The organism is Alcaligenes phenolicus (genome assembly GCF_032063905.1).
GTDB lineage: Bacteria > Pseudomonadota > Gammaproteobacteria > Burkholderiales > Burkholderiaceae_B > Alcaligenes > Alcaligenes phenolicus.
Genome location: NZ_DAMBOE010000001.1, coordinates 186,495 through 200,575, shown reverse-complemented (window position 1 = coordinate 200,575; position 14,081 = coordinate 186,495). Strand labels below are relative to the sequence as shown.

Annotated in this window: 13 protein-coding genes and 3 tRNA genes (1 of these 16 only partly in view); 12 read left to right on the top strand and 4 right to left on the bottom strand. The window is 55.9% G+C overall.

The window, feature by feature from the left end:
* Window positions 1–10: 10 nt before the first annotated feature.
* Window positions 11–1,024, bottom strand: a complete 1,014-nt coding sequence (hrcA, locus tag U2949_RS00895) for a heat-inducible transcriptional repressor HrcA (protein WP_009459549.1) — start codon at window positions 1,022–1,024, stop codon at window positions 11–13.
* A gap of 127 nt (window positions 1,025–1,151) precedes the next feature.
* Between hrcA and U2949_RS00890 the strand changes: the two genes are divergently transcribed.
* Both U2949_RS00890 and recN read left to right on the top strand, forming a co-directional pair.
* A complete protein-coding gene (locus U2949_RS00890) occupies window positions 1,152–2,051 on the top strand; it encodes an NAD kinase (RefSeq protein ID WP_009459550.1) in 900 nt (299 codons plus the stop codon).
* A gap of 6 nt (window positions 2,052–2,057) precedes the next feature.
* Window positions 2,058–3,707, top strand: a complete 1,650-nt coding sequence (gene recN, locus U2949_RS00885; protein ID WP_321285637.1) for a DNA repair protein RecN — start codon at window positions 2,058–2,060, stop codon at window positions 3,705–3,707.
* A 176-nt stretch (window positions 3,708–3,883) separates the two neighbouring features.
* On the opposite strand, the gene fur is transcribed toward recN, so the two are convergent.
* A complete protein-coding gene (gene fur / locus U2949_RS00880; RefSeq protein WP_009459553.1) occupies window positions 3,884–4,339 on the bottom strand; it encodes a ferric iron uptake transcriptional regulator in 456 nt (151 codons plus the stop codon).
* Between the two features lie 113 nt (window positions 4,340–4,452).
* Between fur and U2949_RS00875 the strand changes: the two genes are divergently transcribed.
* From U2949_RS00875 to U2949_RS00865, 3 genes are all read left to right on the top strand, one after another.
* Window positions 4,453–4,953 carry an outer membrane protein assembly factor BamE gene (locus U2949_RS00875; RefSeq protein ID WP_196784070.1) on the top strand — a complete coding sequence of 167 codons (501 nt, stop codon included), beginning with the start codon at window positions 4,453–4,455 and terminating at the stop codon, window positions 4,951–4,953.
* 25 nt (window positions 4,954–4,978) lie between these two features.
* Entirely contained in the window at window positions 4,979–5,770 is a 792-nt protein-coding gene (gene dapB, locus U2949_RS00870; RefSeq protein WP_026483245.1) for a 4-hydroxy-tetrahydrodipicolinate reductase, read from the top strand.
* A gap of 470 nt (window positions 5,771–6,240) precedes the next feature.
* Window positions 6,241–7,059: a sterol desaturase family protein gene (locus U2949_RS00865; RefSeq protein ID WP_026483246.1), complete on the top strand. Its 819-nt coding sequence runs from the start codon at window positions 6,241–6,243 to the stop codon at window positions 7,057–7,059.
* A gap of 14 nt (window positions 7,060–7,073) precedes the next feature.
* On the opposite strand, the gene U2949_RS00860 is transcribed toward U2949_RS00865, so the two are convergent.
* A complete protein-coding gene (locus U2949_RS00860) occupies window positions 7,074–7,796 on the bottom strand; it encodes a GntR family transcriptional regulator (protein WP_321285633.1) in 723 nt (240 codons plus the stop codon).
* 136 nt (window positions 7,797–7,932) lie between these two features.
* Between U2949_RS00860 and U2949_RS00855 the strand changes: the two genes are divergently transcribed.
* From U2949_RS00855 to U2949_RS00840, 4 genes are all read left to right on the top strand, one after another.
* Window positions 7,933–8,658, top strand: coding sequence for an alpha/beta fold hydrolase (locus U2949_RS00855; protein ID WP_257723555.1), 726 nt, complete (start codon window positions 7,933–7,935; stop codon window positions 8,656–8,658).
* Window positions 8,655–9,902, top strand: coding sequence for an iron-containing alcohol dehydrogenase (locus U2949_RS00850; RefSeq protein ID WP_321285630.1), 1,248 nt, complete (start codon window positions 8,655–8,657; stop codon window positions 9,900–9,902). Before U2949_RS00855 ends, U2949_RS00850 begins: the two co-directional genes overlap by 4 nt.
* 154 nt (window positions 9,903–10,056) lie before the next feature.
* On the top strand, window positions 10,057–11,418 hold the full coding sequence (locus tag U2949_RS00845; RefSeq protein WP_045930288.1) for an MFS transporter: 1,362 nt from the start codon (window positions 10,057–10,059) through the stop codon (window positions 11,416–11,418).
* Window positions 11,419–11,808: 390 nt separating this feature from the next.
* The gene (locus tag U2949_RS00840; RefSeq protein ID WP_153230741.1) at window positions 11,809–12,480 is read left to right on the top strand and encodes a GntR family transcriptional regulator; all 672 of its coding nucleotides are present in this window, start codon (window positions 11,809–11,811) and stop codon (window positions 12,478–12,480) included.
* Here U2949_RS00840 and murB read toward each other — a convergent pair.
* A complete protein-coding gene (gene murB / locus U2949_RS00835) occupies window positions 12,477–13,487 on the bottom strand; it encodes a UDP-N-acetylmuramate dehydrogenase (RefSeq protein WP_321285624.1) in 1,011 nt (336 codons plus the stop codon). The genes U2949_RS00840 and murB overlap by 4 nt on opposite strands.
* A gap of 315 nt (window positions 13,488–13,802) precedes the next feature.
* Here murB and U2949_RS00830 point away from each other — a divergent pair.
* The 3 genes from U2949_RS00830 to U2949_RS00820 all read left to right on the top strand — a co-directional run.
* A tRNA-Gly gene (locus U2949_RS00830) sits at window positions 13,803–13,878 on the top strand.
* A 42-nt stretch (window positions 13,879–13,920) separates the two neighbouring features.
* Window positions 13,921–13,994: transfer RNA gene (locus U2949_RS00825), tRNA-Cys, on the top strand.
* 37 nt (window positions 13,995–14,031) lie between these two features.
* A tRNA-Gly gene (locus U2949_RS00820) sits at window positions 14,032–14,081 on the top strand; it runs 126 nt beyond the window's last position.

Below are 14,081 nucleotides of genomic sequence, written 5' to 3'. Positions count from 1 at the left end.
GGTCCAAACCTTAACTGGCAGAGTGATGGCTCAGGGCATTGGACAATAGCCGGGCCGTAATGTCCACGATAGGAATCACACGATCATACGCCATCCTCGATGGCCCGATCACACCCAGCGTCCCCACGACCTTGCCATCCACGCCATACGGCGCGGTAATGACGGACACATCATCCAAAGGCAAAAGCTGGGAATCTCCGCCTATATAAATCTGTACGCCATCGGCCTGGCTGGAAACATCCAGCAGGTGCAGCAAATCGGTTTTCTTCTCGAACAAGGAAAATAGGCGTCGCAAACGGTCCATATCCGCCACCATTTCCGTCACGTTCAACAGCTTGCTTTCTCCAGCGATCACCACGGCTTCTTCACTATCGGGCTGATGGCTACCCACATCCACCGCTTGTTGCATCAGGCGCGAAATGTCCGCCTGCAAGGAGCTGAGTTCCTGCGACAAGGCCAGCTTGACCGACTCGAAGGACATGCCCGAGAAATGCTGATTGAAGAAGTTGCTGGCCTCGACCAGCTCCTGCTCCAGATAATCGCGCGGCACGAACAGAATGCGGTTTTGCACATCACCATCCGGCGTGACGATAATCAGCAACACCCGCTTGTCGGACAGACGGATGAATTCAATCTGCCTGAAGGTCTGCGCTTTTTTCGGCGCCAGCACCACACCGGCAAACTGAGACAGATTCGACAGCAAGGAAGCGGCAGAACTGACCGCGCGGTTAGGCTCGTCAAAAGGCAGATACTGACTAAGGTTGCGTGCATCCGGCCGCTCGAAACGCTCGGCAGCCAGGAGACGATCCACAAACAGGCGGTAGCCCTTGGGCGTGGGAATACGCCCCGCCGAGGTATGGGGGCTATGAATCAGGCCCAGGCCTTCCAGCTCGGCCATCACATTACGGATCGTGGCCGGGGAAAAATCAAAAATGGTCGATAAGGTGCGGGACCCTACCGGCTGACCATCGGCGATGTAACGCTCGATCAGCACCTTCAACAAGGCATTTGCTCTGTCATCCATGTCGCGTACGTCACTTAAAAACACCAGCTCTGCATGATAAAGGGGAGAATCTTACAGCCAAGCCTAGAGTGGCAACTCTATAATCCACTGATCGCCATTATTTCATCAATCATAAGGTTTTCGCCCCATGCATTTCAAAACGGTTGCCATTGTTGGCAGATACCAGGACTCCGGCTTGGATGCGCCCATCCGATCGCTGGCTAAAACCCTGGTCAACACTGGTTGCTCGGTGCTGCTTGAGGCCACAACCGCCCAGAATGCCGGTATTACCGAATTCCCCATCGGCGATTATGCCCAAATTGGCGAGCGCGCCGATCTGGCTATCGTGATGGGCGGGGATGGCACCATGATAGGCGCTGCGCGCGAATTAGCCCACAGCAAGGTTCCCCTGATCGGGATCAACCACGGCCGCCTTGGCTTCATTACCGACATTCCCCTGGATGACGCCAACGACGCCTTGCTGCGCGTGCTGAAAGGCGAATACGACATTGAAGAGCGCTCCATGCTGGAAGGCCGCGTGGTGCGTGACGGGCAAGTGCTGTATTCGGGCGTGGCCCTGAACGATGTGGTCATCAACCGTGCCGGGCGCGGCGGCATGATCGAGCTGCGTGTCGAGCTTGACGGCGTATTCATGTACCGCCAGCGCTCCGACGGCCTGATCATCTCCACCCCCACGGGCTCAACCGCCTACGCGCTGGCGGCCAGTGGCCCCTTGCTGCACCCTTCCCTGAAAGCCTTTTTGCTGGTGCCTGTTGCACCGCAAACCCTGTCGCACCGCCCAATTGTGCTGCCCGACACAGGCACCCTGAACTTGACCATTACGGCTCTGGGCCGGGTGGAATCGGGTGGCAGCGTGCACTTTGACATGCAAACCTGGTCGGACTGTCAGCAGGGAGACCGCATTGACGTGCGTCGCTCCCAGGACACCATTCGCTTTATCCATCCCAAGGGCTACAGCTTTTTTTCCACCCTGCGTCAGAAGCTGGGCTGGAATCACATCCCTTTGCCTAACGACGAAAACGAATAAACCCCTATGCTCCGTACCCTGCACGTTCGAGACTTTGTGATCGTGGATCAAGCCACGATTGATTTCGACTCCGGCTTCACGGTTTTTTCCGGGGAGACCGGCGCTGGTAAATCCATTCTGATTGACGCGCTCTCCCTGGTGCTGGGGGCTCGCGGCGATGCCAAAGCCATCCGCGAGGGCTGTCCGCGCACTGAAGTCAGCGCGCACTTCGATTGTGAACAAGACATTCAAAGCTGGCTGCGCGAGCGTGACTTCGATGTCGCGGACGAGCTGATCTTGCGTCGCCTGATCGACCAGCAAGGTCGCAACCGCAGCTACATCAATGGCAGCGCAGCCACCTTGACGCAGTTGCGCGAACTGGGTGAATTGCTGGTGGATATTCACGGTCAGCACGCTCATCAAAGTCTGATGAACCCTCAAAGCCAATACGATCTGCTCGACAGCCAAGGCGGCCATTTGCCCCTGGCGCGCCAAGTGGCGCAGTCCTGGCAGCAATTGAGCCAGGCACGCAAGGCCGTCGAACAAGCCAGCCAAAGTGCGGAGCAAGGCAAGCGAGAGCAGGAACGTCTGGAGTGGCAGATCAACGAGCTGTCCAGCCTGAATCTACGTGCTGGTGAATGGGACCAGCTGCAACAAGAACACACCCGCCTGTCCCACGCCCAGGCCTTGATTGACGGCAGTGCCTTGGCCCTGACAGCTCTGGATGGCGAGGAAACCTCGGTACAGCAACTGCTGGGCAAAGCCAGCCACGAAATGAGCGCCCTGCTGCGCCATGACCCAGGCCTGCAAGCAATTGTGGATGCTTTGGAGTCAGCACAAATTGCCGTCACCGAAGCAGCTTCGGACTTGAACAGCTATTTAAGCGATATGGAGCTGGACCCCGAACGTCTGGCGCAGGCAGAAGAACGGGTTTCGGCCATTTTCAGTGCCGCGCGCAAACTGAAAGTGGAGCCCGAAGAACTACCCAGCCTGCTGGAAACCTGGCAGGAACAACTGGCACAACTGCAACAGTCTTTTGATCTGGAAGCCTTGCAAGCCAAGGTTCAGCAGGCTGAAAAACAGTACCAGGAGCTAAGTAGCAAGCTAAGCGCCGCAAGACGCAAAACCAGTGTGCAACTGAGCAAACAGGTCAGCCAGGCGATGCAATCCATGGCCATGCAAGGAGGCCGCTTCGAGGTCGCCCTGACCGCTTGTGCGCCACAGGTTCACGGCGCAGAGCAGGTGGAGTTTCTGGTTGCTGGTCACGAAGGAGTAACGCCTCGCCCGCTGGCCAAAGTGGCCTCGGGTGGTGAGCTGGCCCGAATTTCCCTGGCGCTGTCTGTTATCGCCAGCCAGGCGGCACGAGTGCCTACCTTGATTTTTGACGAGGTGGATACGGGTGTCGGTGGTGCGGTGGCCGAAGTGGTGGGACGCTTGCTGCAAGAGCTGGGAGCACGCCACCAAGTCTTGTGTGTGACCCACCTGCCCCAAGTAGCAGCCTGCGGCAACCATCATTTGAAAGTCGAGAAAACGACCGAGCAAGGTCAGACATTTTCCTCTATCCGTCCTTTGACGCAAGACGAACGCGTGGACGAAATCGCCCGCATGCTGGGTGGTCTGGAGATTACGCAAACAACGCGTGAACATGCGCGAGAAATGCTGGCACGTCAGCGTTAAGCACCTTTGAAACGCAAGCTAAACCACCAGCGCCTGAGGCTACTGGTGGTTTTTTTGTATCCAATCGTGAGGCCCTGTAGCCCGGATCTGATTGTTCTTTGAATTTTCAGGATGCCGTCCTGGCTATCCTGCCCCCAATCATCAGATCCCGCGCCGGCGGACCATCTACTAAAGGATTAACCGCGCAGGTTAGGCTTGGCCTGTTTACCTGCTTCCGAGCATTTGGGGCAAATACCGTACAACAGCATCGTATGGCTCTCCAGCACAAAACCGTGGTCTTTGGCGACCTGGTGCTGGCGGGCTTCGATATTGCTGTCGGTAAACTCTTCCACAACGCCGCAATTGGTGCAGATCAGGTGATCGTGGTGATCGCCGTCATTCAGTTCAAAGACGGCTTTGCCGCCGTCAAACTGGCTGCGTACCAAAATGCCGGCTTGCTCGAACTGGGTCAACACACGGTAAACCGTGGCCAAACCAATATCGACTTCTTCGGCAATGAGCAGGCGGTATACGTCTTCAGCGCTCAGGTGGCGTTGACCGTCCTGGTCGGAGCGGCGAAAAATATCCAGAATCTTCAGGCGCGGAAAAGTCGCCTTAAGCCCCATGTTCTTCAGTTCATTTTGATCGTTCATGGCTAAATTATCGCATCTTGATGGGGATGGATCTCAAGTCCGTCCTGGTTGAAAACCAGCTCGTCTTGAGGCGGTTCAATGCGCAATTCATGCGCTTTTTCCTAAACCCTTATATGATAACGATTTTATTCCTACTGGGGCATTTCGTGCAGAAGAAGGCCAATTCATTCACTCCTGTCATCCGCGCCATACTCGCAGCCAGCCTGGCTGCCGCCGCCTTGAGCGCTTGCGGATCCTCCAAATGGGGCTTCCCATACCGCGCCGACATTCAGCAGGGGAACTGGATCACTGCCGAGCAAGTGGCCCGCCTGCAATCGGGGATGACACGCGAACAGGTTCGTTACCTGCTGGGTTCGCCCACCTTGCAGGACATTTTCCACGCCGACCGTTGGGACTACCCTTACCTGAACAAGCCTGGCTACGGCAAGAGCGAGCAGCGCACCTTTACCGTCTGGTTTGAAGGCGACACTCTGGTTCGCTGGGAAGGCGACGAGCAACCTGACCGCCAACCCTTCGAGCGCAGCGACACAGGCAAGAAACACACCCCGCCCCCAGCTGACGCCGACCAAGCCGCCCCAACGCCCAGCGTAAGCGGCAACCAGCCCACGCTTTAAGCTTTACGTTAAGGACACTGGATACATGCGCATTGCCATTGCTGGCGCAGACGGCCGTATGGGCCGTATGCTGATTGAAGCTGTTTTGAACAGTACCGACCTGACACTGGCCGCGGCCTTGGACCACAGCGGCTCCAAAGCCATTGGTCAGGATGCGGGAGCCTTTCTGGGTAAAGACACAGGTATCAAAGTCACGGACGACCTGAATGCCCTGGCCCAGGCTGATTGCCTGATCGACTTCACCCGTCCTGAAGGCACCATGGCCCATCTGGACGCCTGCATGCAGCACGGCACCCGTCTGGTCATTGGCACTACTGGCTTTTCCGAAGCGGAGAAACAACAGATTCTGGCGGCTGGTCGCGAGATTGCCATTGTCTTCGCCCCGAACATGAGCGTAGGCGTCAATGCCACCCTGAAGTTGATTGAAATGGCGGCTGCCTTGCTGAACCAGGGCTACGACGCCGAGGTGTTTGAGGCCCACCACCGCAATAAGGTGGATGCGCCATCGGGGACAGCTCTGGCCATGGGCGAAGCCATTGCCAAAACCTGGGGTGAATCCCTGAACGATGTCGCTGACTGGGCCCGTCACGGCCACACCGGTGCCCGTCAGGATGGCCGCATTGGTTTCTCCGTCGTCCGTGGTGGTGACATTGTGGGCGACCACACCGTGTTTTTCTGCGGTGAAGGCGAGCGCATCGAAATCTCGCACCGCTCCAGCAGCCGTGCCGGTTATGCCAATGGCAGCCTGCGTGCCGCCCGCTTCCTGGGTGATAAAAACACTGGCCTGTACAACATGCAGGACGTGCTGGGCCTGTAAGTACCTGACTTGCAAACGCTCTGATCAAAAGCCGGCTTTCGAGCCGGCTTTTTTATCTCCGCTTAACAGAGCCTTCTCCTGTTGGACTACTTGCCGAAAGTGGCTGCGCTGGATTGATCTGACCAGCACCTATTCCTTTGCCTGTGTCCCTACTCTTTACCTAGTTTTGTCCTTTACCTGTCCCTTCATCTCCTGCCCAAGCCTTGGTCCAGTGTGTCCCGTCTTGCCCCCTCCCGCCTCGCCTCACCCCAAAAAAAAGCAGTTCCAAGCTCGCCAGTAAAACGGCAAAACCAGTCCTGAGCCCAGCCTGAAAAACTGCTCCACCAAACGCTGTAGCAGGTTCTCCCCTCAAGTCGCCCCCTTGTCACATTCCCTCCCCCTGTTTTCCCTGCTTGACGCAGAAAAAAATATCACTAATATGTCAGTTGGATATTTAAAGAATAAACCTTTTCCCGCAGGAGACAACCGACATGATGAGCGAACGCCAACGCAAGTTCCGAGAGGACTACAAATCCAATATCAGCCCCGCCTACAACGGGATTGTTCACGTTGTTGTGACCTACATCGTGGGTCTAGCAGCGATTTACTACAGCATCACCCAGCTAGGCCCGGTAGGTTGGGAATGGCTGATTGTGATCCCCGTTTTTCTGGCGGGTAATTTTGTTGAATGGGCCATGCACCGTTATGTGATGCACCGACGCATCAACATCATTGGCTTGCGGGAAATCTACGAACGCCACACCCGCCAGCATCACCAGTACTTCACCGACAACGAAGCCACAATTGATTCCAGCAAGGAGTTCCGGATTGTGTTTTTCCCCTGGCGCGTTCTGGCAACATTGGGGGTAGGCGGCGGGATTCTGGGCTGGCTGGCCGCAACCATCATCAACCCCAATGCAGGCTATTTTGTGTTCATGACCATGGTGGCGCAGTACCTGGTGTACGAGGCCTTTCACTACTGCTGTCATGTGCATGAGAACAGCTTTGTGCGCAATATGCCCTTCATCAATACCATTCGTCGCCACCATACCGCCCATCACAATCAGGGCATCATGATGAAGTACAACATGAACCTGACTTTCCCGATCGCAGACTGGGCCATGGGCACTACGGATCTGCGTCGCGGTCTGCTTGGCCACCTGTTCAATGGCTATAGCGAAAAGCACGTCAAGGAAGAGCTCAAGCCCATTATTCGCCGTTTCCGCTTTGAAGATACTGGCGACACCACGGACGGCCCGGCCTTGCAAAAAGAAGAGGCCCACGCCCTGGAGCGTGGCCTGGCCAGCTAAGGCGCTGACTGTACTTACAAGCTGGAAATCAGGGTCGTGCGGGCGAGTTCTTCGATGTAGTCCATCAAGAGATCCAGGCTTTGACCGGCCTGGTCCATATCGCCCCCGGCAATGGACATCGCCAAGTTGGCATGCAGTCTGCCCATCTGCGTTAAATCCGGATTTTGCTGATAGTGGCAGAACCAGAAACGACGAGACAGGCCATGTGTCAGACGCATCGCTGCCTCGGCAAACTCATTGCGAGCCGCCTCGATTTCCAGCTCATTCAACCGTCGATCTGCCCGGATAAAACTGACTTCATCGTTCTGGGTGGCTGCTTCCAGGAAAGCATCATGCAAGCTCTTGAATTGCTCGCGTTGATCGCGTGTCGCCCGTTTGGCCGCACTACGGCAGATCAGACGTTCGATCTCCCGTCGCGTCTCGATCAGGCGCAACTGCTTGGGCATGTCCAGCTCTGGAATCAACAAGCCGCGCTGTGGCAAGACCAGCATCAAATGTTCGCGCGCCAGACGTTGAATGGCCTCCCGAATCGGCGTACGGCCAATCTCGAACATCTGGCTCAAGGTCAGCTCGGACACGATGCTGCCCGGCGGCAGCTTCAGGGTAATGATGGCTTCTTCCAAACGCTCGTAAGCAATGTCTGTGAGCTTGGGCTTGGATTCCGTCAAGGCCTTGATGTCCAGCACCTCATCTTGAGCCTGCCCTTTTCCCGCTACCTTCCGCTTGCTTGTAACCATGCTGACCCTGCCTTTAAAACGCAGCGTTTGCTGCTGACACCCAAACTCTGACGCCTGCTCTGGCCCTGCAAGTACAAGGCCGGAACTGGGCAACAGCCTCATATCTTAGTTGTATTTATCTACTCCAGGAAGCCACATGAGCATTGCCTGCGACTCAAAACAAGCCACCATCATTGCCGTACATGGAATTCAAGGCACCCATCGCAGCTGGTTGCCAGTAGCCCAAGCCAGCTCGAATTTGATGTCCTGGCACACCCCGGACTTGCGAGGCCGAGGCGATGCCTTTCGCGGCTCCAGCCAGGAAGATTACAGGCTGGACGGCTTTGTGCAGGATCTACGCGCCAGCATTCAAGCCTTGCCTGCACACACGCCCTATGTCCTGGCAGGCTGGAGCCTGGGCGTCTCGGTGGTGCTGCAAACCTGTCTGACTCTGCTGGACGAACACGCCCCACTACCGCAAGCCCTGCTGTTGTTATCGGGCACAGCCAGCCTGAACCGGACTCAATGGTTCAAGGCCCAGAACACGACTGCCTTGCTGCAAGAAATTGCAGAACGGGAACAGCGCCTGGGGCTGCTGGAGGCCGCAGGTCATCAAGACGTGGCCTGGACTTGGCTGGCTAATCGGCATCACGACCTGTATGCGCAACTCCCCCGTATTTACATCCCCTCTTTGATCATCCATGGCGAACAGGATCAGGACTGTCCCATTGAGCACGCCCACCGGTTGGCGCAGGCACTGCCACAAGCCACCCTGCACAGCCTGCCTGATGCGGGCCACAGCATTCTGGGCTCGCACACTGAACTGATCGCCTCGTTGATAGAACCCTTCTGCTCTCTACACACCGCAAGGACTGCCGTATGAACACACACGTTTTCTTTTGCCCACCGCCCCGCACCCTGATGGGACGCGGCTGCCGCCATGAACTACCTGCCTTGATTGCGCACCTGGGCTGGCGTCGCGGCTTATTGATTACCGACCGTTTTTTCACCATTCAAACTACCTGGGTTCAGGACCACATCGCCGCCTGTAGAGAACAGGGAATTGAACTGGTGGTTTTTGATGGGGGCGAGCCAGATCCTTCCACTACCTTATGTGATCAGGCCACGTTGCAAGTACGAGCCCACCTGGCCGATTACCCTATCGATTTCGTATTGGCGTTGGGCGGCGGCAGCAATATAGATCTGGCCAAAGCCCTGTGTCTGACCGTCCCCACCGGGGAGCCCATACGCGCCTACAGTGGGACCTGGCCCGCCCACACCAAGCCCTTGCCCTTGATCGCCCTGCCCACCACCTCCGGTACGGGATCAGAAGCAACACCGGGAGCCATTCTGGTCGACCCTGACAATGCCACCAAAATTGCCGTCATGAGCAATGCGCTACGCCCCGCCATTGCGGTCATCGATCCGGAACTCAGCGATAGCTGTCCACCCCGTGTCACTGCCGACGCCGGTATTGATGCCCTGACCCACGCAATTGAATCCTTTATGACGCAGGACGCCAGCTTGTTTGATCGGGTTGGCAGCCCCGACCCTGGCTATAGTGGCCGATCCAGCCTGACCATGATGTTTGCACGCGAGTCCATACGCCTGTGCGGCCACTACATGCTGCGAGCCTATCGCGACGGCACCGACACCGAAGCCCGTGATGGCATGGCCAGCGCCAGCTACTATGCCGCGCTGTCCTACGGCACAGCAGGTCTGAATGCGGTGCACGGCATTGCCTACGCACTGGCAGGTTTGACGCATCAATCTCACGGCACCACCAATGCCGTGCTGCTGCCTTACGTTCTGGACGAACTGCGTGAAAGCCGCGCCTCGGAATTGCTGGAAGTCGCCCAACTCCTGGGCATGCCAACCGGCAAGCCGGAAGATACCTTACTGGCTCTGCCTGCCTATGTGCGGTCGCTGGTCGATCAACTGGACATCCCCTCTGACTTGAACCAATGCGGGGTGCAGGAACATCAGCTGGAACGCCTGTTGAACGATGCTCTGCAAGTGACTCGTCTTGCCAAAGCCTTCCCGGTTGCTGACTGCACCAGCGCCTATCAACGCATTATTCAACACGCTTTTGAGGGCTCTTTAGCCGGAGCACTAACCCACAATTAATTAGCCAGCTAAGTACATACCATTATTTAATCTTAAAATAGATACCACTAGTATCCATGTAATATATCAGCAGAAGAAAAAGGCCTGCCATGGCCTGACGGCAGGTCACCTATACATAAAACCCGCCACAAGAGCGGACCTACAGGAGACACCAATGACAGCCGTATCCCCCAATGTGGCCAATCGCCTGGAGCGATTACCCATGACACGCTATCAACGCATGCTGTTCGGTATTATCGCGACCGCCTGGTTCTTTGACTCCATGGACCTGGGCATCATGACTTTTGTTTTAGGTTCCATCAAAGCAGAAATGGGGCTCAGCACCGCGCAGGCGGGGATGCTGGCCAGCTCCAGCTTTTTAGGCATGTTTTTGGGTGCTGCCATTGCGGGCATGCTGGCAGACAAGTACGGGCGCAAACCCGTCTTTCAATGGAGCATGATTTTTTGGGGTGTAGGAAGCCTGGCCTGTGGTCTGTCCCAAAACGTCGAGCAGTTGATGGCGTTTCGGGTGCTGCTGGGGTTTGGCATGGGGATGGAGTTTCCCATCGGCCTGGCCATGGTCTCGGAGATTGTGCCCGCTAAAAGTCGCGGTCGATATATTGCGATTCTGGAAGGCTTCTGGCCGCTGGGCTTTATCAGCGCCGGGGTTCTGACATATCTGAGTCTGGACTATATAGGCTGGCGCGGGATCTTCATTGCCCTGTCTATCCCTGCCCTGTTTGTGTTCGTGATTCGTCGCTGGGTTCCTGAATCCCCCCGCTGGTTGGAAGAGGCAGGCCATAACGATCGCGCCGAACAGGTCACGACTGCTTTTGAACACAAAGTCATTCAGGCCAACGGCGGCCAGGCTCTGCCCTCTCCCCTGCCTCCCACCCCTTGCGAGAAGCTGAAACGTGGCGCGCTGTTTGCCCAGCTTTGGCAAGGCCAATACGCCCGTCGCACCCTGATGCTGTGGATGCTGTGGTTCTTCTCCTTGCTGGGCTACTACGGTCTGACCACCTGGCTGGGCGCGTTGCTGCAACAAGCCGGATATGAAGTCACCAAGTCCGTTACCTACACCATTTATATTTCCCTGGCCGGTATTCCAGGCTTCATCTTCTCGGCCTGGTTGCTGGAGAAATGGGGACGCAAGGCAACCATGGTCTTGATGCTATTCGGTAGCGCAGGCTGTGCCTTTATTTATGGTCACGTCGCCACCAGCCAAGCACCTGTGGCCCAATTGATTGGCGCCGGTTTGTGCATGCAGTTCTTCATGTTTGGTATGTGGTCGGTTTTGTATGCCTACACCCCCGAGCTGTACCCCACCCGTACACGTAGCACAGGCGCCGGTTTTGCCTCTTCCATTGGCCGCCTAGGTTCCTTGTTCGGACCGTTGCTGGTGGGCTTTATCCTGCCCTGGACCGGGCATTCAGGTGTCTTCACCCTGGGCGCTATTTCCTTCTCCATTGCAGCGTTGGTGGTGATCGCATTAGGGGTGGAAACCAAGGGACGTTCGCTGGAGGAAGTTTCGGCTTAAGACACTGATTCAATTGATGATTAATTAACTTAACGCTCAATAAAAAACCCGTGCCAGCCTATGTCGCTGACGCGGGTTTTTCGCTCATGGATGGTCAAACTCGATTTCCAGTGCCGCTCAGAATCAAAGCGAACTGAACGCGCCCCTCCCCAGTTGCCCAAGCCCGCCACAAGCAGATAAACCGCTATTCAAAGCAAGGGTTTGAGCAAGCCAAACTCGATATCAAAACCCACATTTTTATGCGCATAAATCTGCACAAAGCGCTGTTTATTCAAGAATAAGTCCGCAAGCTAAAATCCCGTCTGGCATTTCAAAATATATATAATTTGAAATGCCAGACATAACTAAAATCAAATACGAAACCCGACGCGCGCAAACCGGAGACGCCAAATGAGTATTCCCTCCTCCTCTGATGACACTTTGCTAGCCACCCAGGCTTTCCAGGCATTTCGTCATTTATTGGCTACAGGGCAGGTACGCGCGGGGCAGATGGTGTCGATGGCAGAACTGATGAAATTAAGCGATTTCCCACTGGCTCCAGTGCGTGAAGCGGTCAAGCGCGCGGCGGCTGCCGGGCTGGTCTCTATCCTGCCCAAGCGGGGAGTGCTGGTTCTGGAGGCAACCACGGAAGCACTACGGGAATGCTTCCAACTGCGCTGTGTCTTTGATCAGGAGGGGGCCAGGATACTGGCTAGCTGTGCCAAGCAGCCCGCATTGGAGAGCTTGCGGGACAAACATGAGAAGATTCTGGAGCAAGCGCAAAGCGGCCTTGTCACCACCGCCTTGCAGATTCAGGCCATGGAAGTGGACTGGGCCTTGCATCGCTATTTAGCTCAAGCGCTGCAGAACCGCTCGGCCATGACGATCTACGAAGAGAACTGTGATCGCATCAATGTGCTGCAGCACTCGCGCCGCCCTTTACCCGAGCGCATTGTGCCCGCCATGAAGGAGCATTTACAGATTCTGGATACGCTTCAGGCAGGAAACCCCGAAGCGGCCATGGAAGCCGTGCGTCACCATCTGGCACAAACTCTGCGATGGTGGGGCGCGGTCGATGCTTAACTCACAATAACGGGCTCTTGTTCCAGTTCCACGCCGAAACGTTCTCGAACAGAGCCCCGAATCGCTTGGGCCAGGCGCTCGATATCATGCGCCGTTCCGCCACCATGATTCACCAGCACCAAAGCCTGGCGATCGTGCACGCCTACGACACCATCACGCTTGCCTTTCCAGCCACACTGGTCAATCAACCAGCCCGCCGCTAGTTTGCATTGGCCCTGCCCCACTTCATAAGAAACCAGATTGGGCCATTGCTGCTTCAGGGCATCACGCTGCTCTGTCTGCACTAGGGGATTCTTGAAGAAACTGCCTGCATTGCCCAAAACACGAGGGTCCGGCAATTTTTGACGGCGAATCTCGCAAACCGCATCAAAAATGCGTTGCGGGTCTGGCTCGCCCGCCAGATGAGCCTGCTTATTAAGATCGGGATATTCCAGCACCGGTGTCCACTGACGCGGCAAGGCAAAGCGCACCGCCAGAATCAACCAGCTACCAGCCGGGTCATGCTTGAAGCGGCTGTCTCTATAGGCAAAGCCACACTCCGCCGCAGACAGCTCCACCTCTTTGCCCTCTTTAAAGCTCCAGGCCAGCACACTGTGCACCCGCTGCTCCAGCTCCAGACCGTAAGCACCAATATTCTGAACCGGGGCCGCGCCCACCGTGCCGGGAATCAAAGCCAGGTTCTCCAGACCGGGCCAGCCTTGATTCAAACAATACTGCACAAAGTCATGCCAGCACTCGCCCGCCTGCGCTTCCACAATATAGGCATCTTCCTGCTCCTGCAGTAAACGAATCCCTTTGCTTTCTACCTTGATCACCAGGGCATCAACGTGCTCGGCCAGCACCACATTGCTGCCACCGCCCAGCACGAAGATACGCTCCCCCTGCTCCACCAGCGCTTGCAAGGCAGGCAACTGGGTAACATTGTCATACACCACCAGGTCGCGCGCGCGGCTGCCCAAACCCAAGGTATTAAAAGAGCTCAAATCCACATTACGCTGCCTGTCCACGGCCCTGTCCCACGATCAAAGAAAGCAGTAAGCATAGCTCGGACAGACAATTTTCCGGAAAAATTTACAGAATCTATTGACAAGCTTCTTTGCTGCAGTCTATAGTTACGTTCTTGCTTAGCGCAGCGTCGGTTTCGCAGCAAAAAGCAGTTTGAAGGCAGGCTAGTTTGTTAGGCAGTACTGATAAAAAGCTTAGGCAAAATATCAAAAACACTTGACAAACAAAGATGGCCACTCTAAACTAGCTTTCTTTACTGAATAAGCAATAGCTAATAAGTAAAACGCTGAAAACAGATTCAATCTGCACAGCAAAATGCGGGAGTAGCTCAGTTGGTAGAGCGCAACCTTGCCAAGGTTGAGGTCGCGAGTTCGAGACTCGTCTCCCGCTCCAGATTCCTAAGGGAAGCGTAGGCTTCCCTTTTTAATCGACCACGGCGCAATGGCAGAGTGGTTATGCAGCGGATTGCAAATCCGTCTAGGTCGGTTCGATTCCGGCTTGCGCCTCCAGTAATTCTGGTCACAAGTCGGTAGTGCAGTAAAAAATGCGGGAGTAGCTCAGTTGGTAGAGCGCAACCTTGCCAAGGTTGAGGTCGC

Coding starts and splice junctions, on each gene's coding strand:
- hrcA (WP_009459549.1), bottom strand. CDS start 1,024: ATGGATGACAGAGCAAATGCCTTGTTGAAGGTGCTGATCGAGCGTTAC.
- U2949_RS00890 (WP_009459550.1), top strand. CDS start 1,152: ATGCATTTCAAAACGGTTGCCATTGTTGGCAGATACCAGGACTCCGGC.
- recN (WP_321285637.1), top strand. CDS start 2,058: ATGCTCCGTACCCTGCACGTTCGAGACTTTGTGATCGTGGATCAAGCC.
- fur (WP_009459553.1), bottom strand. CDS start 4,339: ATGAACGATCAAAATGAACTGAAGAACATGGGGCTTAAGGCGACTTTT.
- U2949_RS00875 (WP_196784070.1), top strand. CDS start 4,453: ATGATAACGATTTTATTCCTACTGGGGCATTTCGTGCAGAAGAAGGCC.
- dapB (WP_026483245.1), top strand. CDS start 4,979: ATGCGCATTGCCATTGCTGGCGCAGACGGCCGTATGGGCCGTATGCTG.
- U2949_RS00865 (WP_026483246.1), top strand. CDS start 6,241: ATGATGAGCGAACGCCAACGCAAGTTCCGAGAGGACTACAAATCCAAT.
- U2949_RS00860 (WP_321285633.1), bottom strand. CDS start 7,796: ATGGTTACAAGCAAGCGGAAGGTAGCGGGAAAAGGGCAGGCTCAAGAT.
- U2949_RS00855 (WP_257723555.1), top strand. CDS start 7,933: ATGAGCATTGCCTGCGACTCAAAACAAGCCACCATCATTGCCGTACAT.
- U2949_RS00850 (WP_321285630.1), top strand. CDS start 8,655: ATGAACACACACGTTTTCTTTTGCCCACCGCCCCGCACCCTGATGGGA.
- U2949_RS00845 (WP_045930288.1), top strand. CDS start 10,057: ATGACAGCCGTATCCCCCAATGTGGCCAATCGCCTGGAGCGATTACCC.
- U2949_RS00840 (WP_153230741.1), top strand. CDS start 11,809: ATGAGTATTCCCTCCTCCTCTGATGACACTTTGCTAGCCACCCAGGCT.